Below are 25,970 nucleotides of genomic sequence, written 5' to 3' on the forward strand. Positions count from 1 at the left end.
GCAGGGGCCTCATCGTGTTCGTTCCTGATTTCTGGCAATCGAATAGACATAGAACGCCCCGAAAAACAGGCAAAAGCCGAAGCTGATCACGGCTTGCGTTGTGGCGTTCAGCGGATCGTTCAGATCGGCAAACGTTCGCTGCATGAAAGGCCCCATCATTTCCGGCGAGGCCGGGCCGAGCAGATAGGGCAGGGTAAAGGCCGAAAATATTCCGAGAATGGCAAAGGAACTGGCGACCAGGAAGGAATTGGCCATGCGCGGCAGGATGATATGCACAAACACCTGCACAGGCCGTGCACCGGCATCGCGCGCCGCCTCGACCGCATTGTTGGAAATGGCGCTGAGACCCGCCGTCAGCATCAGCACGGTCAGTGGCAGATTGTCCCAGACCAGACCGATCACCGGCCCCCAGGGCGTCAGATAGGGGGTTGGCAGTTTCGGCAGGCCCACGGCGTGAAGCAGGATATCGACTGTGCCATTCGGGCCTAAGGTGCGGATCAGCGCATAAGAAAGAATGATCGACGGCACGAACATCGGGAAGATCGCCAGCGCCTGCACGTAAGCGGCAAGTCTGCCAGAGGAAAAGCGCAGATAGAGCGCAATCGGCACGCCGATCAACAGCAGCACAACGCCACAGACGGCAGTGGTCCAGAGGGTGATGCCGAGATTGCGCAGGCTGTAGGTGTCACTGAAGAAGAACCGGTAGGACGCCGTGGAAACGTGCCACCCGCCCTCCGGCGTGGTCACGACAAGCGTGCCGATCACCGCCGAGATGATCGGATAAATGATCAGCCAGCCCAAGAGCAGGATAGGAAGGGCGACCAGAAGCAGGCCAGTCAGCCCGTGTCCAGCCTTTGCCGTGCGCCCTTTATCGAGCGGCAGCGAACTTGTCGTGCTGGTCATCAACCCCGCGCCAGGCCTGGTGCGACATTGCGGAACCAGCCGTCATTGACCGCCATTTCCCAATCGCCGCTTGGGAATGTCGGGATCGACGCGGGAATGACGTCGGCATATTTTTCACGCAGGTCCTTGGAAATATAATCCCAGGACACACCCGGAAAGCCGCCAAGTTCGGTGATGATTGCCGACTGAATTTCTTCAGACAGCAGGACATTGGCGAGCTTCAGGGCGGCATCCTTGTTGGCACCGTTGGAAAATACGGTCAGCCGGGCGAAATCGCCGCAAAGCGCCAGATCGGTCAATTGCACCAGCCGTGTCGTGTCTGGCAGGACGCCTTGGGCAATCGACTGAAGGGCCTGATCGGACCAGACCGGCACCATGGTGACGACGCCTTGAGCAAGCAGCTGGATCGACTGTGAATTACCGGAGGTATAGGCACCCTTTTCATAGAGCGATGGGGCCAGATCGTTGAGGATCTTCCAGCTCGGCGGCAAGGCTTTTTCCGCCGCTTCTGCGGTGTAATTGCCAACGGTAAATTTCGAAGGGTCGCGGCCATTGGCTTCGTGGATAGCACGGCGGACGAAATTTCCACCGGAGCCGCCCTTGTCGGGGCGGTTGTAGATGAACTGGCCGGGATTAGCCTTGATCCAGCCAATCAGTTGGTCCCAGGTCTTCGGTGCATCTTTCGGAGCGAGCTTGGTGCTGTCATAGGCCAGAAGAACCTGCGAGCCGCGATAGGGCAGCGACTGCGACAGATCGATCGCCATCGGGTTGACGCGGCCAAAATTCGGGACATTCTTTTCCGAGAATGCCACCCATAGACCGGCATCGATGGCGCCGGTTGGCAGGCGCGGATTGAAGGCTTCAAACAGGTCGGCCTGCGGATCGCTGTTGGATTTTAGTGCGGCGAGGGCGCGGTCGCCAATCGCCCGCAGACCGTTATTGTCACCGGCATCGATCACCTTGATCGTCAGGTCGCTATTGGCTTTTTCGAAGCTTGGACGGATGATGTTGTTCCAGAAATCGATGATATTGGCGTCGGAGCCACTGTAGACATTGATTTCCTTGCCCGCAGCAAAGGCAAAATTCGGCATGGCAGCCAGGCCAGCGCTTGCACAAGAAGCTAGCAGAAAGTCGCGTCTGTTCATCATCGGTCTCCGAAACGGGGTGATATACACCCCCTAAATTTTAGGGCAGCGTTACCGCTGGACCGTGACAGTGACATGAAAGTTGAATGATGGTTTTGTGTCTTTTCGAACAAAGGGTAGATTGTCTCTTGCTGCCTTTTAGCTCCTTTGTCCCAGCAGGGCCCTTGTGAATTGATTCTTGCAAAATTAGCTGATTGCAAACAGGGGAGGTTTCCAATCATCAGTCGTTGTCGAGACAAAGCGTAAAGAGTGTGCCGATGTCAGAACCGAAAGCAGTCAGCACCGCCGTTGTCGTTCTCGCCGCTGGGCAGGCCCGCCGGATGGGTGGCAGCGTGCATAAGCTTCTTGCGCTTTTTGATGGCGTCCCACTGATCCGTCGCGTGGTAACGATCAGCCTTGAGAGCCGGGCGGCATCCGTTACGGTTGTCACCGGACATCGTCGGGAGGAGGTCGAGGCTTGTCTTTTGGACTTGCCAGCCGAGATGAGTTTCAATGCCGGATTTGCCGAGGGGATGGCGTCCTCGTTGATTACCGGACTAAATTCTCATGATGTGGCTGACACGGATGGCGTCATGGTGGTGCTCGGCGATATGCCGGGGCTGACAGCGTTGCATCTCGATGCGCTGCTCTTAGCATTCGAAAGCGCGGATGGCGGGGCGATCATCCGTGCAGCGTCAGGTGACGTGCCGGGTAATCCGGTTATTTTACCAAGGGCGCTTCGCCCGGCATTGCTGGCATTGACAGGCGATAAGGGCGCCAAGGCGATCATCGCTGCCAGCACGTTGCCGGTCATCAATGTTGATATCGGTCCGGCTGCCCTTGTCGATGTCGACACACCAGACGCCATTTTGGCGGCTGGCGGAGTGTTGAACGGATAACGTTCGTATTGGCTTACGTATTTGCCGAGTTCAGGCTTTCAAGCAATGCAGCGATATAGCCGTAGCAGAAGGCGAAGGCGACGCCGGTTGGATCGCGGCCGCTGATGGTGGGAACATGATCCGGCATCAGCATATATTGGTAGCCGACTTCGTGATAAATCTTGACCGACCGCACCATGTCCATATCGCCTTCATCGGGAAAGGTTTCCATGAAGGATAGTTTGCCGCCGCTGATATTGCGGAAATGGACGTTGAAGATCTTGCCGCGCGTTCCGAACCAGCGAATGATATCGTCGATTTCCTCGCGCGGATTGTCCAGCATTTCACCAATTGATCCCTGGCAGAAATTCAGGCCGTGATAAGGGCTTTCGCGCATCTGCACGAATTTCTTCAGCCCTTCAACGGTGCCAAGAACGCGGGTTACACCCTTATAGCCAGGCGGCGTATAGGGATCGTGCGGATGGCAGGCCAGGCGCACCTTGTTGCTTTCGGCAACCGGCACGACCCGTTCGAGGAAATAATCGATCCGCTCCCAATTTTCATCTTCCGAAAGAACGCCAGCCAGACCCGGTTCTGCGGCCTGATCGGCCTTGTCCCAGCGGAAGCTTTCATTCATCGAGCCGCCGCGGCCTTTTTCCATCGGCGTGCGGGGAATGCCGATCAGGTTGAGATTGTATTTTGCTGCCGGAATTCCAGCTGCGGCCAGATTCTCGATCATCTGGCAAACCGCATCGATCTGGCGGTCACGGTCTGGGCCAGCCAACAGGATATCCGGATAGGATGCTCTTTCGATTGGGCTGGAGGGCAAAGGCAATTGCAGCATGTCCAGAATAAGGCCAAAGCTCTCGACCTTGTCGCGATGTCGCTCGATATCGGAAAGTGTCCAGCTGCGCGGATCGCCCGGTGGATCGGCGCAGATATGTTTCAGGCCCAATTGCGCAAACACCCGATAATCGTCATCGTCTCGCGCGCCAACCTGCGTTCCTAAATACATGACGCTCCTCCTTATGCCAGTGCCATTTATCATGACATAATATGAATTCTATGGAGTGTCGAGATATTTTCAGGCTTTTTGGTACGCTGGCTTGTGGCGATTTGTCGGCGTTATAGAAGCTATTAGAACGCACTATTGATGAAGATGGTGGCGTGGGGGTGGTGCAATAGACGACAATCAATCCTTTCATACTATGATTCTGGATTAGATATATTATGTGTTTGATGTGGCTCCACATTGCAGCGTGCACGCGAATTTTTGCCGCACCAAGGGGGGCTCATTATAAAGCGATTTTCTCAAAAGAGATCCATGCCTGCTGATTTCAGTTTGCCGGCAGACGTAATCTCCCAAATACGCATGGCTAAAAATTCAAATAGTCTGGGGCCCTTTCGACGGAGTAGGGCGTGCCCCGATTTGATGAATGTGAAGGGCTGAGCGAGGGGCTTCGTCGCAGAGTTGTTCCTCGCATCTTTTGCAGGATGCTCAAGCGGGCTGTTGCGGCTACATCGTGAAAGCGAGTGATGCCTTAGGGCTGAAACCTTTGATATGCATGTGTGTTTTGCAGTCGCGAACAATGATGGACGCTGCTGCGAAAAAAAACAATTACCTCTGATTGCATTGATCGTTGACAGTCGGTTAAATATTGCTATCCTTCGACTGAATAACAAAGATAGTTTTTTGAGAAAACAAGTCAAAAAAAATTAGTAACGTAAAATATAAACTGGTTTATGAAATTTTGAGAATCGCTCGTTCCATTCGAATATTTAAAATAAGCAAATTATTTAATTCTTATTGGAGGTAAGTGTGGCATCTGTCGCTATCATTGGTTCCGGTATTTCCGGACTGAGTGCAGCCTATTCGCTTGATAAAGACTTTGACGTTCATGTTTTCGAGCAGGACGACCGGCCTGGTGGACATGCAAGCACAGTGGTCGTTTCCGATCCATTGGGTGATGTCGGTGTGGATACGGGCTTTATGGTGTTTAATCCGCCCAATTATCCGAAGCTTACCAAGTTTTTTGCTGAGCTGAACGTGCCGCTGACCGAGCATTCCGGTGGTTTCAACTTCTTCGATGTCGATGCCGGTACCTATTACGGCACAGAGGAATTTGAAAAGGACGAGGCTTATGTTCGGGCGAATTATGGGCCGGAATTCATTTCCGTCTGGGAGCAGGCGGATCGCCTGCTAAGGGAAGCGCCTCGCCATATCATGGAAGGCAAGTGTCAGATTCCATTGGAGGAATATCTCCGAACCTATGGTTATACTGACGACTTTATCAACGGTTACATGATCCAGATTTCCTGCTCATACTGGTCTGTTCCCGTTGAAGTGACATTGAACTCTCCTGCAGTCATGGTCATTGGCATGTTCCTCAATCATGGCAAGGACGGCCTTGGTGGGAAGGGTGTGAAGTGGCTTGCGGTCAAGGGCGGTGCCAAGGGCTATCTTGATATCCTGATTGGCGGCCTAAAGCGTCCACCAAGGTTGAATGCGGCGGTAACGTCCGTGCGTGCTCTTGCGGATGGCGTGGAGGTTCAGACTGGTGGACGCTGGGAAAAATTCGACTATGCCATTGTCGCGACCCATGCCGATCAGGCTTTGAAATTGCTCGACAATCCGAGTGTCAAGCAACGCGAAATTCTTGGGACGTTTCAGTACAATCGTTGCAACACAGTTCTCCATACCGATTCATCCGTGATGCCTGTGCCGCCGCACAGATGGAAGAGTTGGAATTACGGCTGTATGACGGTGGATGGCAAAAGGCGGCCCTATCTCGTCTATCATATGAATTCAATTCAAGGGTTTAAGGCGGAGCAGGACTATTTCGTGTCGTTGGATAGTCCGCTGCCTATCGATCCTGCCAAGGTGATCAAGACCTTCGATTACGAGCATCCGGTCATTACCATCGAGAGCAGCAAAATGCAGGCGCGCTTGCCTTCGATCAATGACGATGGTCCGCTGTATTTTTCAGGTTCTTACTTCTCTGTCAGGGATCTTGGGCCGGATTTCGTCGGTTTCCACGAAAGCGGCGTCTATTCCGGTACACAAGCGGCGCGCCTTGTGAAGCGGCATGCCTCAGCTCCAATCGGGAAGACGGCGTAACCTATCGACGTGAGGCCTTCGCCTTTTTTAATCGAGACAAGGATTTGCAGCATAAGGCGCATCATCATCGGGTGCGCCTTGCTAGAAGTCATGTATCGTCGAATGGTAGGCGGCAAATCATTTCCATGTCATAAGCTATTGGTATTATAAGATATTTCTTCCCTTCGCAATAAAGCCATAGCTGCATCGATCACCCTGAGCCTGTTTTCAGGAATGGAGAATTGTGCCGTTAAGGTCGCTCGCCGAAGGGCCAAAGCAATAGTCACGTTGCGACAGTCGAAAGCCGGCATACGGCCGGATGTTGCAATTATTTCGGGTTCCAGGTGCTAATTTGCGTCTGGAGATGGTATCGCAGGATGGACCATGTCGGAAGTGCTCCTGTTCGTTCATGTTTTTGCTGCAGCAATGTTCCTTGGTAATATTGTTGTAACAGCCGTGTGGAAACTGATTGCAGATCGAAGCAATAATCTTGATATACTAAGATATGCGATAAAATTGGTTTTTTTGACCGATTATGTATTTACATTCGGTGGAGCTGTACTTTTATCTGTGACGGGCGGGTATATGGCTCGCAGCTACGGTATGAATTTCATCGACACGCCGTGGTTGCTGTATGGAGTGGGCTGTTTTCTTTTGTCAGGCCTGTCCTGGATGTTGGGGCTCATTCCCAATCAGATCCGCCAGCGAAGGCTTCTCAACGAGGCATCGGATTTCGATGCGATTGCCAAGCCGTTCCGCGCCTTGGCCAGGCGTTGGTATCTCTGGGGAACCCTCGCCAATCTTTTCGCGATCTGCGCCTTGTTTTTCATGGTCACGCGGTGACGTGGCCGATTTTTAAAATGCATTTCAACGCAACAAAGGGTGACGAATAATGTCTGACGTTCAAACCAAATTCAGCTACGCCGAAGCCAAGACCTGGCTGGTCGAAAAATTCGCCTACAAGCTTTCGGTTCCAGCATCGGAAATCGATGTGAATAAGATCTTCACCGATTTCGGTCTGGATTCCACCGAGACACTGGTTCTTGCAGGGGAAATGGAACAGTGGCTCGGCTTCGAATTGCCGCCGACGGCCATGTGGTACCACCCGACGATCGAGAAGCTGGCCAATTATCTTGTCGAGGCCAAGGATCTCTTCGAAAAAGGCGAACTCTGAATTCCAGAAGCCACAATCTAGCGAGGTATGGCCAGCGAGGTATGGCCAGCGAGGTATGGCGAATGGAGATGCCGAAATCTGCAAGTGAACTTGCCCACCGAGAGAATGCCGGGATGACCGTGGTTTGCGTTCATCCCGGCGGAATGCCCATCCGCAGTTACATACAGCTTGCGGAGCGAATGACAGGCTATTCCTGGCATCTGGTCGAGCTTTCTCTCAACAAGCGCTACACCTCGGCGTTGGGCAAGACCGATCTTCCCGAAGGCATTCTGGGGGAGATTGCCGATGAAGCAATCGCGGATTTGGGAGAGGTCTGGAACACTGAGCGGCTCTGTCTGCTGGGCTGGTCTTTTGGAGGCGTGCTGGCTTGCGAGATGGCAAGCCGGCGGACGGACGGCGCTTGCGGCGCCGTCCTGCTCGACAGCATCGCACCACGCTTGTTCAATGGCGTGATGGATGGGACGCAAACAGAGCGGTTGATAAAGCTCAGCCGTTCACAAGTGGTCAGGGTTCGTTGGTTCACGGACTATATGCGGGCGCTGAAGCGGGTCGCCTGGGACGTGGCAGGTAGCGATGCCCATCGCCTGTCGGAAGACGATCTGATCGAGCTGATGCGTCTACAGTTAATTGCCAATGGCGGCCTGCCGGAAACCACCAGCTTTGTCGGGTTTTCCAAAGTCTACCGGGAGTTTTCGCGAGGAATGAACCGCAATATCGCGGTCATCCTTGCGCACAAGCCGCAATCCTACGGGTTTCCCGTGCATCTGGTTCGGTCGGATTACCCATTATACGAGATATTTCATCTGCATGAAGACATGGGGTGGGGGCAGTTGGCACCCAATCTCACTGTCTCGAACCTGCCGCTGGGCCATTATGAAATGTTGCTGGAGCAACAGGCCCTGGATCACATTTCAACACATATTGAAAATATATCGCACCGTTTGATTTGAAATATATTGACGAAAACCTTTTGGAAGGGGCCGAATAATGGACGGGTTCTCGCAGCGCGTATACGATGTCTTTTCTCCTATCGCAATTGTTGGCGTGGGAGCTTTGTTTCCTGAAGCCAAAAATGCTGATGAATACTGGAGCAATATTGTCAAAGGCAAGGATTGCCTGAAGGATGTGCCGGAGACTCATTGGAAGATCTCCGATTATTACGATCCAAATCCATCGACGCCTGATAAGACCTATGCGCGCCGCGGCGGCTTCATTCCTGAAACGGCCTTCAATCCTGTCGAGTTCGGTCTGCCGCCGTCTCAGCTTGATGTCACTGATATTCTGCAGATCCTCAGCCTCAGCGTCGCCAAGCAGACATTTCTGGATGCAGGTTACGAACATGCCAAGCTGAACCGTGAAAAGACCGGCGTCGTGCTCGGCATTACCGGTGCCAATTCGCTGGTGACACCGCTGACCTCGCGCCTGCAATATCCGCTGTGGCAAAAGGTTTTGGAGAGCCGGGGTCTTCCCAAGGCCCAGGTTGATGATATCGTCGAGACGCTGAAGCTTGCCTACGCCCCTTGGGAGGAAAACTCCTTCCCCGGCATGCTGGGCAATGTCGTGGCCGGGCGTATCGCCAACCGCTTCGACCTTGGCGGTATCAATTGCACGGTGGATGCGGCCTGCGCCAGTTCGCTGGCGGCCATGCGCATGGCCATCGATGAGCTGCACAGCGGTCGCGCCGACATGATGCTGACCGGCGGCTGCGATGCGGAAAACACCATCCTGATGTATATGTGCTTTTCCAAGACACCCGCCTTCAGCAAGAAGGGGGTGATTTCGCCGTTTGATGAGAATTCCGACGGCACGTTGATCGGCGAAGGCATCGGCATGATGCTGCTGAAGCGGCTGGAAGATGCCGAACGCGATGGCGACCAGGTTTATGCCGTCATCAAGGGTCTCGGTTCGGCCAGCGATGGCAAGTTCAAGAGCATTTACGCACCGCGCGCCGCTGGACAGGTCAAGGCGTTGCAACGCGCCTATCAGCAGGCGGGCATCTCTCCCCATGATGTTGACCTGTGGGAGGCCCATGGCACCGGCACGGCGGTGGGCGATGCAACCGAAGTGGATGGTCTCAAGACCTTCCTAAAGAGCTGGGACAATGATGGGTCTTCTTCGCCCATCGCGCTCGGCTCGGTCAAATCGCAGATTGGCCATACCAAAGCAGCGGCGGGTGCCGCTTCCGCCATCAAGGCGGCGCTTGCCTTGCAGCACGGCGTCCTGCCCCCGACCATCAATGTTAACCGGCCCGATCCGAAGCTGGGTCTGGACGAGACAGCACTCTATTTGAATTCCACAGCTCGTCCGTGGTTCCGCGATCCCAAGACCGCCAAGCGCCGGGTTGGCGTCAGCGCCTTCGGCTTTGGTGGCACGAATTTCCATCTGGTCCTTGAGGAAGCACCACAGACCGCAAAGGCACCGAAGCTGCGTAGCGTCCTGCCGCGCCCCATCGTCGTTGCAGCCCCCACTGTCGCTGCTTTGCGCAAACGTTGTGAAGAGCTTCTCACCGCCACAGGCGAAACGGCCTGGCCTTTCGACGTTTCGATCCCGGAAAACCATCCGCGTCTGGGCCTGGTGGCAGCAGACGAGACCAGCCGCCGCGCTTTGTTGAGTGAAGCGATTTCGCTGCTTGACAGCCGCCCGGCTACAGCCGAATGGCGTCATCCAAAGGGCATCACTTTCCGTCCCAGCGCATTTGCAAATGCCAAGCTGGCCGGCCTGTTTGCCGGGCAGGGATCGCAGCATCCCAACATGGGCCGCATGGCGGCCGTGGCCATTCCGGCGCTCGGTGATTTCGTCGGTGCTGCCGATACCTTGTTTGCAAAGGATGGCGCTCAGCCCCTTAGCCAGGTGATGTACCCGATCCCGGCCTTTGACGATGCGGATCGCAAGGCACAGGAACAGGCCTTGCGCCGCACGCAATATGCCCAGACGGCAATTGGCGCACTGTCGGCAGGTCATTATCGCTGGCTGCAAAATCTCGGCCTCAAGCTGGAAGCGGTGGCTGGCCATAGCTTCGGCGAATTGACGGCGCTCTGGGCCTCCGGGGCGTTGAGCGATGCTGATTTCTCAAGCCTGGCCAAGGCGCGTGGCGATGCCATGGCTGCCGTGACCGGCGATGGCGCTGGCACGATGACGGCGGTGAAGGCCGGTCGTGAGCAGTTGGAAAGCCTGATCGCCGCCACCAAGGGCAGCGTTCATTTCTGCAATCTGAACACACCGAAGCAGACCGTGGTTGGCGGTGCAGTCGAGGCCATCGAGAAATTCGAGGCCGACCTCAAGGCCGCCTCCATCGGCTTTGTCCGGTTGAATGTTGCCGGGGCGTTTCACACGCCGCAGGTCGAAGGTGCCGTCACGGCATTTGCCGAGCGGATCGACCAGACTGCCTTTGCCGTGCCGCAGATCCCGGTTTATGCCAATCGCAATGGCAAGCCCTATGCTGCATCGGCTGCCGATGTCGCGGCCCAGCTCAAGGGTCAATTGCGCGAGCCGGTCGAATTCATCAAGATTATTGAGCAGATGTATGCCGATGGCATCAGGGTGTTCATCGAGTTCGGCCCGCGCTCGACGCTGTCGAAAATGACCGCTGATATTCTCGGCGACCGGCCCCATCTGGCAATTGCCCTTGACCATGGTCAGCCTGACAAGGCGGATGCCGGTCTGATCGAAGCGGTGGTGGATCTGGCAGTTGCCGGTATTGCACTTGAAAGCCCGGTCGGGACCGCAGGCCTTATCGAGGCTCCGGCCAAAAAGGGCGAGATCAATCTCAACGGCATGAATTACGTGTCACCGTCCCGCAAAGAGGCCTTTGCCAAGGCGCTGGCCAATCCAGTTGTGGTTGCTCCTAAATCGGTTCCCACGCCGCCACAGCCTGTCGCCGCAAAGCCGCTGGCTGCGGCCCCTGCACCTGTCCGGTCGGAACCAGCAAAGCCAGTCGCTGCAAATGTCGCGTTCGGCGTCCCGGCGCCATCCCCGGCACCCTCTTTGAAAGCGGCATCCGTGGAAAAGCCAGCCGAGCCTTTGGCACAAAAGCAAGCCGTTGCCCTGACGGCACCTGCCTCCAGATCTTCATTTGCGGAGAAACCCATGTCCATCCTGAAGAATGAAACGTCGTCCGAGCCAGCAATGGCTCTCGGTGGCGGTGATATCGTCGCTGAATTGGCGCGGTCCAATGGCGAACTGCATCGCGAATATCTCAAGTTTGAGCAAAGCGCCTTGCAAGCCCTGGTGCATAATGCCGGGGAGTTGAGCGCCGCACATGTCGATATGCTCTGCGAGATCCACGAGGAAACCAACCTTACCCACCGTGAATTCATGCGCAGCCTACCAAGCCTGTTTCTTGGTCAGGGCGAACTGCCCGCCGCCCGCGTCAGGACGGTCGAGCATGAGCCTGCAAGGCATGAACCAGTCAAGCGGATGATCGAAACCGCCGTTGCCCATGCTGCACCTGTTGCCGCCGCCAGACCTGCGGTCACAGCCAAGGCATTTGAACCTGTCGTCGCCCCGGTTCAGGCCCCAGCCGCAAAGCCAGTTTCCGCCGCTCCGCCGGCTCCTGTCCCTGCAAAGCCTGTTGCCGCGCCGGTTGCGCAGGTCTCGGCTCCTGCTGCCGCATCCGCTGCGCCAGCAGCGGTTGTCCGCGAAACCTTGCTGGCTGTCGTCAGCGAAAAGACCGGCTATCCCGCAGAAGTTATCGACCTCGACATGGATCTCGAAGCTGATCTCGGCATCGACTCGATCAAGCGCGTGGAAATCCTCGGCTCGCTGAAAGAGCGCCTGCCGCAAATGGCGGAGCTTTCCCCTGATCGCATGGGTGAGCTGCGTACACTGGCCCAAATTCTCGAACTGGCAGGCTCTGCGTCCCCGGCGCTTCAAGCCTCTGCCACTCCGGCCGCGCAGCACGCCGCTGCGTCCATCGTCGCCCCGACACCAGCGGCATTCGCCCCGGCTGTCGCGGCCGGAGCCATCCGGGAAACCTTGCTGGCGGTCGTCAGTGAAAAGACCGGTTATCCCGCCGATGTCATTGATCTTGAGATGGATCTTGAGGCCGATCTTGGTATCGACTCGATCAAGCGCGTGGAAATCCTCGGCTCGCTGAAAGAGCGTCTGCCGCAAATGGCCGAACTTTCTCCTGATCGCATGGGTGAGCTGCGCACGCTGGCCCAAATCCTGGAACTCGCCGGTTCCGTCGCTCCTGCTCCGGTCGCACAGCCCGCCGCCATATCTATCGCTACTCCCGTATCGGCGGCGACCTCTCCTGCTGTTGCGGCCGGAGCCGTGCGCGAAGCCCTGCTGTCTGTCGTCAGTGAAAAGACCGGCTATCCCTCGGATGTGATCGATCTGGACATGGACCTCGAGGCCGATCTTGGTATCGACTCGATCAAGCGCGTGGAAATCCTCGGCTCCCTGAAAGAGCGTCTGCCGCAAATGGCCGAACTTTCGCCTGACCGCATGGGTGAATTGCGCACGCTGGCTCAAATTCTGGCACTGGCCACCGAGGGTGCTGTAGCTGATGTGCCTGCTGCCCCTGCGGCTGCACCAGTCCCGGCATCCGTAGCAGTCCCGGCGCTCGCTCCGACACAAGCACTTGTTCCTGAACCTGCCGGGTTGCCCGCTGGCGCTGTCCGTGAAGCACTTCTCGCCGTCGTCAGTGAAAAGACCGGCTACCCAACCGATGTCATCGACCTCGATATGGACCTTGAGGCTGATCTCGGCATTGACTCAATCAAGCGCGTGGAAATTCTCGGCGCCTTGAAGGAGCGCTTGCCGCAAATGGCGGAGCTTTCCCCGGATCGTATGGGTGAATTGCGCACCCTGGCGCAAATTCTGACCCTGGCCGAAGGTGAGGCTTCAAACGCTGGGGAACCCCAGCAGAAAGAGGCAGCTCTCGCTTCTTTTAAGGATGGTGACGATCTGATCGGGCGCGGTGTCGTCACCCTTTTGCCAGCTCCGCTCGATCTGGTGACGCAACAGGCTTTTCAGAAGGGGGCAAAATTTCTACTGACCGGTACCGATGATGCCTTGATCCTTGCCCTCCAGAAGGGATTGAAAAGCAAGGGTATCGACGCTGTCTGGCTGCGGTTTGAAGGCAAGGTTTCATCGAAGGCTGGTCCGCAATTGGCGGCTGGCAAGGACGAAGCCGAGCTGAAACAGCAATTCGACGCTCAGGGGCCTTGGGATGGGGTGATCTATGTTCACCCCAAGACAATCGACAACGCGCTTCCCGGCGCTGAAAGTGACGCATCGGTCCTCTGGCTGAAACGGGTCTTGCTGCTCGCCAAGCTGTCGATCACGCCACTGACGGCACGGGCGGCCCAGGGTCGCACGGTCTTCATGACGCTGTCGCGGATGGATGGAGCCCTCGGTTACCGGGATGGCAGCCTTGCAACGGTGGCATCCGGCGCCTTGTCCGGCCTGGTCAAGACCTATGCCGCCGAAGCACCGCATATCTTTGCCCGCGCCGTCGATATTGCGCCGCAGATCGAAGATGCTGCTGCTGCCGATCTGCTGGTGCAGGAAGTGTTCGATGCCCGCCACAGCATTACCGAAATCGGTCTTGATGGGCAGGGGCGCTGGAAGCCTTCCATTGAGGCGATTTCCTCCAGTGATGCCGTGACCGTTGCCGATCCCGATGAACTGTTCATCGTCACCGGTGGTGCACGGGGTGTGACAGCCGATTGCGTGCTGGCCCTTGCCTCTGCTGCTCCTCGTCGCTTCCTCCTGCTCGGTCGCTCCGCCCTTGAAGCCGAACCGGCCTGGGCTGCGGGTCTCGAAACCGACGCGCAATTGAAGGGTGGCGCTCTTGCAGCGCTGCGCGAAGGCAAAGCGCCGGTGACACCGAAGCTGATCGATCAGACAGTGCGTGGCGTTCTGGCGGGCCGTGAAATCCGCCAATTGCTGGCCGCACTAGAAAAGCTTGGCAGCCATGCCAGCTATCTGTCGCTTGATATTTCCTCTCCGGCGATCTCCAGCCTTGGCGATCACCCCGAAATTCAGAAGGCCGCGAAAATCAGCCTTGTGCATGGGGCTGGCGCGCTTGCCGATGCGGCAATTGCCCAGAAGAAAATCAGCGAAATGGACCGTGTCTTCACACCGAAAATTTTCGGTCTGGCCGGTCTGATCAAGGCGCTGACGGGCAAGCCCTTCCACCGCGTCCTGCTGTTTTCCTCGGTTGCCGGTCTGTTTGGCAATCCGGGTCAGGCCGATTACGCCATGGCCAATGAAATGCTCAACCGTTTCGCCGCCAGCCAGTCGGTGAAGGGTGTGGATGTCAGGGCGATCAATTGGGGTCCGTGGCTTGGCGGCATGGTGACGCCGGAAATCCGCGATATCTTCATGAAACGCGGCGTTCCGATCATCCCACGCGATATCGGTGGCCAGTTCTTTGCCCGGGAAACCGCCATGCCTCTGCCGGCAACCGGTGCAGTGCTGGTGGGTGGGTTGAAGCCGATCAATGCCCGCTTCGTCCCCTTTGCCGAGTTGCCACAGGCACCAAGGCGTCTGGCGCTCAGCGGCCACGACTGGACGAAGTCCTTGCTCTTGGCCGATCATCAGATCAAGGGACGTCCTGTCGTACCCGCCGCCTTCGTGCTTGGTCTGGTTGCGGATGGATTGGAAAGCCTGCTTCCAGGCTGGACCTTCTCGGGCTTCGATCAGTTCAACGTGTTGAACGGCCTTGTCATCAACAAGGATTGGCGCGGTGATTTCGAACTGTCGCTCAGTGCTCTGCGCGCCGAGACGGAAGAAACCATCCGTCTGGATGTGATGCTGGCCGATGGGTCTGGTCGCCCACGCTACAAGGCGGATAATATCCTGCTGCGCAAGGCCGCCTTCACGCCGCCACAGCCGGGCAAAGCTCTGCCTTCGCTGGAACCCTCGACGCCTGCCAATGGCTTTTATACGGACGGCACGCTGTTCCATGGCGAGAGCCTGCAAATGCTCAAGACCTATCGGAAACTGGAGGCTGCGAGCTACCTGTTCCGCATCGCCCAGCCAGCGGCCATCCACAGTGCGGCGTTGAACGGATTTGCTGACAGCACATTGCTGGATGCCGTCTTTGTCGATGCCGTCCTGCAAGCAGCGCTGGCCGCGACGCGGCTGGAAGCCGATAGCCCAAGCCTGCCGATGCGGCTTGGATCGGCGACGCTGACGAGCCGCCCTGAACCAGGATCAGATTGGCTGATTGCCGCTCGCCTCAAGGCCAGCCGCGCCCAGGAACTGGATTGGGAACTGACCGGCTATGACCTTGATGGCCGCTTGCAGATGCAATTGGTGGCCACCACGGTCAAGCGTGACGAGGGACAGTCTGGCGCGCAGGGATCAAAATCCGTCGAGGCCGTTAAATGAGCCGCATCGCGATCACCGCCCTGTCGCTCTGCTTTCCGGGTGCCAACGACCTGGATAGTTACTGGCGCAATCTCCTTGCAAAAAACGACTCCCGCTCGACGGGCGGGGTCAAGGACTTCCGGATCGACCCTTTCTATCTCAGGGATAGTCAGGAGGATGTCGATCAGGTTCGCTGGCTCCGCGGTGGCTTCGTCGATCTTGACGAGGTGACCAAGGAGCTTGCGGAGGAGGCTGGCAACGGCCTCGATCTGCCCTGGCAATTGGCCCGACGCGTCGCCGAAGAGGCTTTGCAGACCAGCAGGCTTGGTGAGCGGGTGGATCTTGGCCGGGTTGGTATGGTGCTTGGTAATTATACCTTCCCGACCTTTGCCTCGAACAATGCCGTTGTCCCGGTTTGGGAGCGGGAAATAGCCGCAGGGCTGGAAGACGGTCTCGGGCTTTCGCCCGGGATGTTGTTGGACACGTCCTTGACGGCACCGCCCGCCGAACATGGTGTGCTCAGCGCCGACGGCATCTATGCCGTAACACGAGGCTTGAGCCTCGGTGGCCCAAGCTTCAGCCTTGACGCCGCCTGTTCTTCTTCCCTCTACGCTATCGAACTTGCGTCTAGTTATCTGCGAAGCGGACATGCGGATGCCATGCTGGCGGGCGGTGTTTGCCTGCCGGATCCCTGGCTGATCCATGTCTCCTTCGGCGATCTCGGTGCTTTTCCCAACAATGGCGTCAGCCAACCCTTCGACAGTACGTCGGATGGCATCGTAACGGGTCAGGGTGCCAGCGTTGTTGTGCTGCGGCGGCTTGAAGATGCGTTGCGCGACAATGACGTGATCCTGGCGGTCATTGAAAGCGTCGGCCTCTCCAATGACGGCACTGGCCAGCATATGCTGGTTCCCAATGCCGATGGTCAGCGGTTGGCCTATCAGCGCGCCTATGCCCGCACCGGCGTGCAGCCTGAAGAGATCGATTACGTCGAATGCCATGCCACCGGCACGCCGCTTGGCGACCGTACAGAACTGACATCGCTGCAACGCTTTTTCGGTGCGGATAAACAGCATTTCCCGCTGATCGGTTCGGTCAAGGCCAATGTCGGCCACCTTCTGACTGTGGCGGGCATGAGCAGTTTGGCCAAGGTTATTCTTGCCATGCAGGAAGGCACCATTCCGGCCACGCCCGGCATTGGAAAATTGCAAAAGAGCATGGACGCGCCGGGCATGGAGCAGCGGCTGGTTGTCGAAAATCAGAGCTGGCCGACGCCTGCCGGAAAACGTCACGCGGCCATTTCCGCCTTCGGCTTTGGCGGTACCAATGCGCATATGATAGTCTCCGATGACCGCACGATTTCAGGGGAACGGACGCAAGGAGATAGTCGCGCGGCAAAGACGCTCCAACCACCGCCGCTGGAAATCCGAGGCATGGCCGCCCATTACGGCAATGCCGCCAGTCTCCAGGCCTTTGAAGCGGCGTCCTTTGGCGGCGAACCTGTCTGGGCGGAACCGTCCAGCCGCCGCTGGCGCGGCGCTACGGTTAATGCCGATACGCCGCCTCAAGCTGCGATCAACGCCTATGATATCGACTTCCTGCGCAATCGTATCCCGCCTGCGGAAACCGAAGCCTTCAACGCTCAGCAAGGACTGGTGCTGAAGGTAGCCAATGAGGCGCTGTCCGATGCTGGCTACGGCCATATCGGCGAAAAGCGCTCCGCCCGCCCTGTGGCTGTACTGGTGGTGCTGGAACTGGATTTGAGCGCTCACTTGCGGCGGGGCCGCACGCTGGTGCCGGATTGGATCGACCAAGCGCTGGCGGGCCAAGGTCTTCACCTCAGTGAGGAGGAGCGCCAAGGCCTGATCGAGGCGTGCAAACGCGCTGTTCTGGGGCCACTGCGCTCCACGGAAATCACCAGTTATATCGGCAATATCTGTGCTAGCCGCATTGCCTCGCAGTGGAATTTCACAGGACCGGTCTTCACGCTTTCGGCTGGAATGCTGGGCGTTGCCTATGCCATGGAACAGGCCGGGTTGATGATTGCCGATGACAAGGCGGAAGCGGCGCTGATCGTCGCTGTTGATCTCAATGCCGGGCTCGAAGCCTATGCGCTGGAACAGGCGGGTATCCCTGGCGCGAACGCGCAAGCCGCAAAATCCCAAGCTTCTAAATCTTTGGGTGATGGTGCAGGCGCGATCCTGCTGGCGCCCGCCGGTCTGGGGGCGAGTGCTGCGCCCTATGCGGTTCTTGATCACATCTCTATCCGTCATATGGGCAAAGGTGAGGACAGTGCCATTGCAGTTGCGCTAGCGACCATTGCCGATGGATACAGCCTTGATCTGATGGATATGGCCGGACAGGTCGGCGGCAATGGTTCGGAACTGGCGGCGGTTGCCGCCCATGCTCCCGGCGCCGTTGTCTGCGGCGTTGAACATTTGAGCGGTCATTGCAAGGTTGCCCAACCGATGGCCGCCTTGATCCGGGGAGCGCTATGCCTGTCGGGCCGCTATCTTCCGGCCACGCCACCGGCCTGGCTGAATGCGGAGGTGAACCAGCCTTTGGCGGTCGCCATCGAACAGGCCGGGCTTGGGCTTCTGGCCGAAAGCGTGCCGTGGGTGCGCCAGGAGCGGAGCCGTCCGCTTGCGGCGGGCGTGGGGGCTGCTGGACCGTTCGGCAGTTATGCTGCCTTCCGTCTCAGCGAAGCGGTGGTGGAAACCCTGCGCCAGCCGGAGGCGGATTATCCGCCCTTCCTACCGGTCGCAGCCGAGAGCCGAGAAGCCCTTGTGGGTGTTCTGGGGACTGTCATCGCGGCGCTTGAACAGGGAACAGCCTGGCAGGCATTGCAAACCGAAGCCTTGGCCAATCTTCGTGAAAGGCCCAGTGCACGGGTGTTGGTCCTGTCTGGTCGAGATCCGGTGCAATTGCTGACGGAGGCCCGTCAGGCGCAGAAATTCCTGGGTGAAGGCCAAGGGGTGGAGTTCCAGACACCAGCGGGCAGCTATTTTACCGACCGGCCCCAGGGCGCAGAGGGCAAGATCGCCTTCATGTATCCCGGCGGCTTCAACAGCTATCCGCATTTGGGACGCACATTGTTGCGCCGTTACCCGGACAGCCTGCGCGCTTTCGAGCAATTCGTTGATGATCCGGCGGCAACCCTCTGCCATGACCAGCTCTATCCGCGCAACAAGCCCGGGCAGGACGCGACTGTGCGGTTGATGCAGACCGAAGCCGGGATGCAGCAGGACATCGCGGCGATGATGAAAACCGGCGTCGGTTTCGCCCTGATGTATACCGCCTTGCTGCGGGACCAGTTCGGTGTGCAGGCCCATGGTGCGATCGGCTATTCCATGGGCGAAGTCAGCATGTTGTTTGCCAATGGCATCTGGCCGATAGACCAGCATGGCTTGCGCAACGACCTGCCACTGTTCGAGACCTCGATTGGCGGCCCCCGTCAGGCGGTGCGCGACACATTCGATATTGGGCCTGAGGTCCGCGACAATCAGGTCTGGTCGAGCTATGTGCTGCTTGCTCCGGTGGAGACGGTCCGCGACGCGATCGCCACTCGTTCCGATGTGTTCATCACCCATGTGAATGGCCCCAAGGAAGTGGTGATTGCCGGTCTGCCCGCAGCCGTGACGGCGGTGGTCAAGCAATTGGATGGCTATTCCGCCTATCGCAGCCCGGTCTCGCATGTCCTGCATGTGCCTTTGCTGCAAAGGGTGGCGCATCAGATTTCCGCCCTGCACGATCATCCAACCACCGCACCACCGGACAATCTGCATCTTTATACCACCTCGACCTATGGGCGGATGACGGATTTCAGCCGTGAAGGCCTGTCGCGGACCATTACCGATGTCATGTGTTCCGAGGTGGATTTCGTGCGGCTGGTCGATACGGCCTATGATGACGGCTACCGGATCTTCATCGAATGTGGTCCTTCCGCCACATGCAGTCGCTGGGTGAATTCGTGCCTCACAGGCCGGGATTATCTGTCGATCAATCTTAACCAGCGTGGCGCTGACGATGGGCGCAGCCTGCTTGCGGCTCTTGCCCGGCTGGTTTCTCACGGCGTCAACGTCGATCTGTCCAGCCTGGTACCCGTGGCGAAGGCCGAACGCTCTAAAACCGTCATCAGCCTGCAACCGGGCGGTGCCGCTCTGCGCGCAACTGCTAGTGAAACGATCAGGCCGCTGGAACCGAAACCCGCTGTGGCGCTGCCATTCACGCCCAGCACTGTCGCAAGGTCTGTTGCTTGGGGACCGACGGCAGCCTTCATCCTCGAAGGCACCAGCTTTGTCCACGAATTACTGGACGACGACACCCAGGACGAAATCCAGCCGGACTATCAGCCAGCAAGACCAAGTCCCGGTCTTCCATCTCTTTCCCCGAAACATGTCGAAGCGGATCAACCAGTCATGGCCAAGAATATTACCATCAGCCAGGATAAGTCTCAGCGGATCGCCCAGGCTGTCGAAGCCTTTTTGCAGCGCCAGCGCCTCGGCCATCAAACGTTCCTGCAAACCCAGTCCGACCTCGTGCAGCTTTGGCGCGAGCATGCCGGAAATGGGTCACAGGGAAATGCATCACATGGGGTAAGGCCGGGTCAGCGTAGTCTGCCCCAACCGGCAACCATCGATGCCGAACCAGCCGTGCTGGAGATCGAGCGGCCTCAGCCCGCAGCCGTAGCGCCTGTAGCAGCACCAGCACCTGCACCTGTTGCCGTGGCCTCCGTGCTGCCCACCAGCGCCCGTGAAAAGCAGGAGAAGGGCTGGTTTCTGGACGAACAGGATCTGTTGACCTTTGCCAGCGGCAAGGTTGCCGATGCCTTGGGCGCGCAATTTGCGCCCATCGATGATTATCCGGTCCGGGTTCGTCTGCCAGCGCCGCCCTATTTCTTCGTGTCGCGCGTCACCAAGGTCGATGCCAAGTTCGGGGAATACAGGCCTTGCTCGCTGACAACAGAATATGATGTTCCAGCCGACGCCTGGTATCTGATCGACGGCCAGATGCCTCCAGGCATCGCGGTGGAATCCGGCCAGTCGGATTTGCTGCTGGTCGCGTTGCTGGGCATTGATTTCAAGAACAAGGGTGTCCGCAAATACCGGCTTCTGGATGGGCGGTTGAGCTTTTACGGTCGTCTGCCGCAGGCAGGCAGCACGCTGCGCTTCGACATCACCATTGATCGGTTCGTCTGGCAGGGCGATGGCCTGCTGTTCTTCTTCCGCTATGACGGCTATGTCGATGGTGAGCTGGCGCTGCAATTGCACAGTGGTTGCGCCGGTTTCTTCACCGAGGACGAACTGAATGCCGGTGGCGGCGTGGTCATCAAGCAGCCGCCCGCAGCCCCGCTCACTCTGGTGAAGCCCCTTCTGCCACGGGTGCGCGACACGCTGGAAAAATCCGATCTGGTAGCGCTGTCCGAGGGCCGGATCGGCGAGATTTTCGGCCCCGGTTCACAGCATCCGGAAAGCGGCAGCTCCATTCGCCTGCCGCCCGAAATGTTGTTGATGATTGACCGCGTCACAGATATCGGCTCCTGGCAGGGCGAACACTATGTCATGGAGGCCGAAAAGAGCTTTGACGCCGATGGCTGGTATTATACCTCGCATTTCGTCGATGATCCGGTCCTGCCGGGGTCGCTGATCGCCGAAGGCGCAACCCAGCTTCTCAAGGTCTATCTGATTGCCAATGGCATGCATCAATGCTTTGCCGATGGGGTGTTTGAGCCGGTCACTCACCGGGAAATGCAGATCACGGTCCGTGGCCAGATCACTCCTGACGTGAAAAAGGTCCATTACAAGCTGTTCATTCAGGAAAGCGCCTTGCTGCCGCGCCCCTATGTGATTGCCGATGTGCTGATCTATGACGAGCATGGCAAGCCGCTGGTGCGCGTGTCCAATCTGGGCTTGCAGGTGATTGAAAAGCCTGGCGTCTCGGTCGAGCCGCGCTTTGGCGATCCGACCTGGTTCAGCGGACGCAAAACCAAGAGCGGTGACAAGGTCGTGCTCAATGAAATGAGCATGCACCACGCCGCCAAGGGCGAATTGCGCATCGGTCTTGGCCCGGAATTCAACATTTACGGCGAGGAATTGCGCGCCCCGCATATTCCCAACGGCTGCTTCCAGTTTGTTGATCGCTGCCTGGAAACCACAGGCACGCGCGGCCAGCTGGTCCCCGGTGCCGTGATGGATACCGAATATGATGCGGCTGCCGACAGCTGGTATTTCCAGGAAAACAGCCATCCGCATATCCCGAATTTCGTGGTGCTGGAATCGGCGCTTCAGGCGGCCATTCTCAATGGCTATGCGCTGGGGCCAACCCTGAAATATCCCGATAAGGAATATTCGATCCGCAATCTGGATGGCACGGCGGTCTATCTTTCCGACCCGGATGTGCGCGGCACGACGATCCGCCACAGTCAGAAACTGCTCAGCAATGCCATGGTGACGGATTCGATCCTGCAAAACTTCGACTTCAACCTGAAGGTTGATGGTCAGCCGTTCTATCAGGGCCAGTCTTCTTTCGGCTACTTCACCAAGCGGGCGCTGGAAAACCAGCTTGGCCTTGACCAGGGCAAGCTCAGCAAGTTCTGGTTGGAGGAAAACAGTGCAAAAGCTGAGGACATCGACCTTCTGAGCCCGGCCTCCGCCCATCTGTTTGCCGGCACAGCGGACAAGCCCCATTGGCGGCTGCCGCCCGGCCATCGGTTCCGGCTGCTGCATCAGGCCAGCCTGGTGCGCGAGGGTGGCAAATTTGGCCTCGGCTACGTCAAGGGCGAGCGGACGATTGATGCGGGCGAATGGTATTTCACCAACCATTTCCACCGCGATCCGGTCATGCCGGGCTCGCTTGGATTGGAGGCCATTCTGCAAGCCATGCAGCTCTTTGCCATCCGCACCGGTCTGGACGCGGGGATTGCCAATCCACGCTTCGGCATCGCGGTCGGCGTGCCGGTCAACTGGCGCTATCGCGGCCAGCTGCTGCGCACTGACAAGCGCATGGGTCTCGAAGTGCATATCAAGGAAATCCGCCAGGAAGGCGAAGGTCTGGTGGTGATTGCCGATACCGATTTGTTCAATGACCGGCTGCGTATCTATGAAGCGCTGTCGATGAGCATTTCCATCAAACCGGCTTAAGCCAAGGAGGATATCATGACGATCAATGCACGATTTGAAGACGCCTCCGCAACGCCCGCTATTGTCTGGGACACCCCGTCAATCCGTCGGCAATTGCAGAAATTGGATCAGCCGGGCTCGGTGGTCAGCGATGGCACCCGGCTTGGGGTGACATCGGAACTGGAGCCGCTGGAAGCCGGTTTCAAAGTGGTCTGCCGCTACCCAGCCCTGGCGCCAAGTGCGCTGGGGGACCCGGATTTTCTGGCCCGCTACGATCTCAGCTTCCCCTATATGGCAGGCGCGATGGCCAATGGCATCGCCTCGCCGGACCTGGTCATTGCGCTGGCGCAGCAGGGCTTTCTGGCAAGCTACGGTGCTGGCGGTGTTCGACTGGAGCAGGTCGATCAGGCGCTGGCCAAGATTACCTCGGCGCTTCAGGGCGCGCCGTTTTCGGTCAATCTCATCCATAGCCCCAGCGAACCGGCCATGGAAAACGGCCTGATCGATATTCTTCTGCGCTATGGTGTCACCATTGTCGAAGCCTCCGCCTTCATGGGGCTGACACCTGCGCTGGTGCGTTACCGGGCGCTTGGCCTGCGCCGCAGGGATGATGGCGGCATCGATATCGGCCATCGGTTGATCGCCAAGGTCTCGCGCTCGGAAGTGGCCTCGGTCTTTATGGAGCCAGCGCCGGACAACATCTTGAAAAAGCTGCTGGCCCAGGGTGCGATCAGCGATGAACAGGCCGCATTGGCGGCCCAGGTGCCGATTGCCGACGACATTACCGCTGAAGCCGATTCCGGTGGGCATACCGACCGCAGGCCGTTGGTTGTGCTGCTGCCGATCCTGCTGCGGCAGGCGCAGAAAGTGGCTGAGAAGAATGGGTATGCCAAGCCGATCCGCATCGGTGTCGGCGGTGGGCTTGGCTCGCCCAAGGCCATTGCCGCTGCCTTTGCAACGGGTGCCGCCTATGTGGTGACCGGGTCGGTCAATCAGGCCTGCCAGGAATCCGGCTCATCGCCTTCGGTGCGCGCCCTTCTGGCCAAATGCGGCTTTGCCGATACGACAATGGCACCGGCTGCCGACATGTTCGAGCTGGGGGTGGAGTTGCAGGTGTTGAAGCGCGGCACGCTGTTCGCCAGCCGCGCCAAGATGCTCTACGATCTCTATCGCCGCTATGACAGTCTCGACGCCCTGCCGGAACCGGTGGTGCAGGAGTTGGAGCAAAAGCTTTTCAAGCAGAGCCTTGCCGATGTCTGGCGGATGACGGCGGATTATTTCATTGGACGCGACCCCAAACAGGTCACGGAGGCAGAGGCTGATCCGAAGCGCAAGATGGCGCTGGTGTTTCGGGCCTATCTTGGCAAGGCATCCCATTGGGCCAATGCCGGGGAAGAGGGGCGTCAGATCGACTATCAGATCTGGAGTGGTCCAGCGATTGGTGACTTCAACGAATGGACGGCTGGCACCTATCTGGAACAGCCGGAGGGACGCCGTGTGGTGGATGTCGCCACCCATCTGTTGCAGGGCGCGGCCTTTGAGACGCGGTTGCACTGGCTGGCCATGGCCGGTGTCCGCTTCCCCCATCCGATGTCCTATGAGATTGCGCCGCTATGACCACATCCGCCTCCTATCTTAACCGGTTGCGGACGCTTTTGGGCGATCCGCTTGAAGACGACCACCCCTTTTCCTTCGCCACTGCCGTGAAGGCTGATCTTGACGGCGATAGTCTCGACCTCCAGGCCAAGGCGCTGACCGAATCCGGCTTTATCCGGCAGATTATTCCCGCCCATTGGAAGACGGGCGGGGAATTGGTGGATCTGGAAGCGGTGCTTGAAATGGCGCGCCTTCTGGCGGGCCGAAATCCATCGCTCATGCCCCGGCTGATGTATTCCATCGGGGCCATCACCGTGCTCGATCTGGCTGGCACCGAGGCGCAGCGCAAGATCCTGTCGGACTGGCTGCTTGCAGGCCACAGCATTGCCCTTGCCGTCAACGAGCCCGGCATTCGCAGCGATCTGATTAACAACCAGACCAAGGCGGAACGTCAGGGTGACTGGTATGTGATCAATGGCCGCAAATGGTTGGTCGGTCAGGCCGAGAAGGCGCGGGCCTTGATGGTTATGGCCAAGACGGGGGCAGGCGGACCGGCGGCTTTCTCGCTGTTTCTGATCGACCGGCAGCCGCAATGGGAATCTACTCTGCCGCATCCGCGTGCAGAACTGAGCGGCATGAAGGGCATCGATGTCGCTGATGTCGATATCGATGTGGCCTGTGTCAATGTCGCAAACCGGGTGGGTGGCGAAGGCGAAGGCATCGAGCTGGTGTTTCGCGCCGAATCCGTCATCAAGCTTCTGTCGATTGGCGCCATGCTCGGCCCCTGCGAAAGCGCCTTGCGGCTGACCTATGGCGAGATCTCCAAACAGGCCAATGGCGGCCATCCGCACCAGCATTTCCTGCTGGCCGGTGCCTATGCCGATTACCGGATCATGGACAGTGTCGTAAAGGCTGCGGCCCGCTTCGCGTCTTTCCGTCCGCAGCATTTTCCGGTGGCGGCGGCGGTTGCCAAGCAGATCGCCCAGGAATTCAGCAACCGGATTTTCACCAGCCTGATGGCAGCCCTGGGTGCTCGGTCCGTCCTGGCGGAGGAGCCGGTCTCGGCGATCCTTCAGAAATTGCGGCGCGACGGTGAAGTGGCGCAATATATGGATATCAATCCGCAGGTTAATCTCGGCATGCTGGCCAATCAATTGCCCAGTCTGACGAAGCGCCGCGCCAAACTGGAGCCGGGTCTTGCGGATGCGCTGTTTTCGCAATTGCAGGCGGAATTGTCACCGTCCTCGCCTTGCCCGGCCATGGTGCTTGCCAAAGTGCCAATGCTGAACAGGGCTGGCGAGCCATTGACGGATCTGTTGCCTGGCCTTGCAGATCGCTTTGCCAAGGCTGTATCCGCGCAGGATCGTGCGGTGGTGGACGCGCTGCATGAGGCAGAAGCACGTTTTGCCAGCCTGGAACAGGGCATGGCCGAACTGCTGGCGCTGCGCCAGGGGGAGAGGCCGGAGGCGGTCAATGCCGGGGCGCAATTTGCAAGGCTCTATGCCGTTTCCTGCTGCACGTTATCGGCACTGGCTGAGGGTGGGGACGATCTTCTGCCCTTCATGCTGCAACGCCTGCTGGCCGGTGATCGCTATCCATTCAGCGGAGAAGATCGGTTCTATCAAGCGGCTTGGCATAGTCTCGCAGAGGCGATGGGGGCTAGTGAAGACGTTTATGGTGATGAAAGACGGCAGGCTGCGGTTTAGCAGCGGTCGATAATTTTTCTCGTTTTTCAGGTGGTCTCGACAGGGCCATGCA

General features: G+C 58.2%; 12 protein-coding genes. 9 read left to right on the forward strand and 3 right to left on the reverse strand.

Features of this window, described 5'->3' with window-relative positions; translation table 11 throughout:
• Positions 1-9: 9 nt before the first annotated feature.
• Together ASB66_RS03500 and ASB66_RS03505 are read right to left on the reverse strand one after the other, a co-directional pair.
• Complete coding sequence (locus ASB66_RS03500; RefSeq protein WP_060717429.1) at positions 10-903, reverse strand: ABC transporter permease; 894 nt, start codon at positions 901-903, stop codon at positions 10-12.
• Positions 903-2,048, reverse strand: a complete 1,146-nt coding sequence (locus tag ASB66_RS03505; protein ID WP_060717430.1) for an extracellular solute-binding protein — start codon at positions 2,046-2,048, stop codon at positions 903-905. Before ASB66_RS03505 ends, ASB66_RS03500 begins: the two co-directional genes overlap by 1 nt.
• Before the next feature lie 257 nt (positions 2,049-2,305).
• On the opposite strand from ASB66_RS03505, the gene ASB66_RS03510 reads away from it, so the two are divergent.
• On the forward strand, positions 2,306-2,926 hold the full coding sequence (locus tag ASB66_RS03510; protein ID WP_060717431.1) for a nucleotidyltransferase family protein: 621 nt from the start codon (positions 2,306-2,308) through the stop codon (positions 2,924-2,926).
• Between the two features lie 13 nt (positions 2,927-2,939).
• On the opposite strand, the gene ASB66_RS03515 is transcribed toward ASB66_RS03510, so the two are convergent.
• Positions 2,940-3,920 (reverse strand): mannonate dehydratase, encoded by a 981-nt coding sequence (locus ASB66_RS03515; RefSeq protein ID WP_060717432.1) that lies wholly within the window; start codon positions 3,918-3,920, stop codon positions 2,940-2,942.
• A gap of 804 nt (positions 3,921-4,724) precedes the next feature.
• On the opposite strand from ASB66_RS03515, the gene ASB66_RS03520 reads away from it, so the two are divergent.
• The 8 genes from ASB66_RS03520 (at position 4,725) to ASB66_RS03555 (ending at position 25,918) form a co-directional block, all read left to right on the forward strand.
• On the forward strand, positions 4,725-6,023 hold the full coding sequence (locus ASB66_RS03520; protein ID WP_060717433.1) for an NAD(P)/FAD-dependent oxidoreductase: 1,299 nt from the start codon (positions 4,725-4,727) through the stop codon (positions 6,021-6,023).
• A 363-nt stretch (positions 6,024-6,386) separates the two neighbouring features.
• Entirely contained in the window at positions 6,387-6,845 is a 459-nt protein-coding gene (locus tag ASB66_RS03525) for a DUF2269 family protein (RefSeq protein ID WP_060717434.1), read from the forward strand.
• A 49-nt stretch (positions 6,846-6,894) separates the two neighbouring features.
• On the forward strand, positions 6,895-7,176 hold the full coding sequence (locus ASB66_RS03530; protein ID WP_012653955.1) for an acyl carrier protein: 282 nt from the start codon (positions 6,895-6,897) through the stop codon (positions 7,174-7,176).
• 68 nt (positions 7,177-7,244) lie between these two features.
• On the forward strand, positions 7,245-8,126 hold the full coding sequence (locus ASB66_RS03535) for a thioesterase domain-containing protein (RefSeq protein ID WP_158544202.1): 882 nt from the start codon (positions 7,245-7,247) through the stop codon (positions 8,124-8,126).
• A 37-nt stretch (positions 8,127-8,163) separates the two neighbouring features.
• Positions 8,164-15,519, forward strand: coding sequence for a type I polyketide synthase (locus tag ASB66_RS03540; RefSeq protein WP_114386225.1), 7,356 nt, complete (start codon positions 8,164-8,166; stop codon positions 15,517-15,519).
• Positions 15,516-22,637 carry a beta-ketoacyl synthase N-terminal-like domain-containing protein gene (locus ASB66_RS03545; protein ID WP_114386227.1) on the forward strand — a complete coding sequence of 2,374 codons (7,122 nt, stop codon included), beginning with the start codon at positions 15,516-15,518 and terminating at the stop codon, positions 22,635-22,637. Before ASB66_RS03540 ends, ASB66_RS03545 begins: the two co-directional genes overlap by 4 nt.
• Before the next feature lie 15 nt (positions 22,638-22,652).
• Positions 22,653-24,233: a PfaD family polyunsaturated fatty acid/polyketide biosynthesis protein gene (locus ASB66_RS03550; protein WP_060717437.1), complete on the forward strand. Its 1,581-nt coding sequence runs from the start codon at positions 22,653-22,655 to the stop codon at positions 24,231-24,233.
• The gene (locus tag ASB66_RS03555; RefSeq protein ID WP_060717438.1) at positions 24,230-25,918 is read left to right on the forward strand and encodes an acyl-CoA dehydrogenase family protein; all 1,689 of its coding nucleotides are present in this window, start codon (positions 24,230-24,232) and stop codon (positions 25,916-25,918) included. Before ASB66_RS03550 ends, ASB66_RS03555 begins: the two co-directional genes overlap by 4 nt.
• Positions 25,919-25,970: the final 52 nt, after the last annotated feature.

Origin of the sequence: Gillisella vitis (genome assembly GCF_001541345.2) — a bacterium.
Taxonomy (GTDB): Bacteria; Pseudomonadota; Alphaproteobacteria; order Rhizobiales; family Rhizobiaceae; genus Allorhizobium; species Allorhizobium vitis.

Excerpts from the sequence above, each read along its gene's own strand:
- ASB66_RS03500 (WP_060717429.1), bottom strand. The coding sequence starts at position 903 with ATGACCAGCACGACAAGTTCGCTGCCGCTCGATAAAGGGCGCACGGCA.
- ASB66_RS03510 (WP_060717431.1), top strand. The coding sequence starts at position 2,306 with ATGTCAGAACCGAAAGCAGTCAGCACCGCCGTTGTCGTTCTCGCCGCT.
- ASB66_RS03535 (WP_158544202.1), top strand. The coding sequence starts at position 7,245 with ATGCCGAAATCTGCAAGTGAACTTGCCCACCGAGAGAATGCCGGGATG.
- ASB66_RS03550 (WP_060717437.1), top strand. The coding sequence starts at position 22,653 with ATGACGATCAATGCACGATTTGAAGACGCCTCCGCAACGCCCGCTATT.
- ASB66_RS03505 (WP_060717430.1), bottom strand. The coding sequence starts at position 2,048 with ATGAACAGACGCGACTTTCTGCTAGCTTCTTGTGCAAGCGCTGGCCTG.
- ASB66_RS03555 (WP_060717438.1), top strand. The coding sequence starts at position 24,230 with ATGACCACATCCGCCTCCTATCTTAACCGGTTGCGGACGCTTTTGGGC.
- ASB66_RS03545 (WP_114386227.1), top strand. The coding sequence starts at position 15,516 with ATGAGCCGCATCGCGATCACCGCCCTGTCGCTCTGCTTTCCGGGTGCC.
- ASB66_RS03530 (WP_012653955.1), top strand. The coding sequence starts at position 6,895 with ATGTCTGACGTTCAAACCAAATTCAGCTACGCCGAAGCCAAGACCTGG.
- ASB66_RS03540 (WP_114386225.1), top strand. The coding sequence starts at position 8,164 with ATGGACGGGTTCTCGCAGCGCGTATACGATGTCTTTTCTCCTATCGCA.
- ASB66_RS03515 (WP_060717432.1), bottom strand. The coding sequence starts at position 3,920 with ATGTATTTAGGAACGCAGGTTGGCGCGCGAGACGATGACGATTATCGG.
- ASB66_RS03525 (WP_060717434.1), top strand. The coding sequence starts at position 6,387 with ATGTCGGAAGTGCTCCTGTTCGTTCATGTTTTTGCTGCAGCAATGTTC.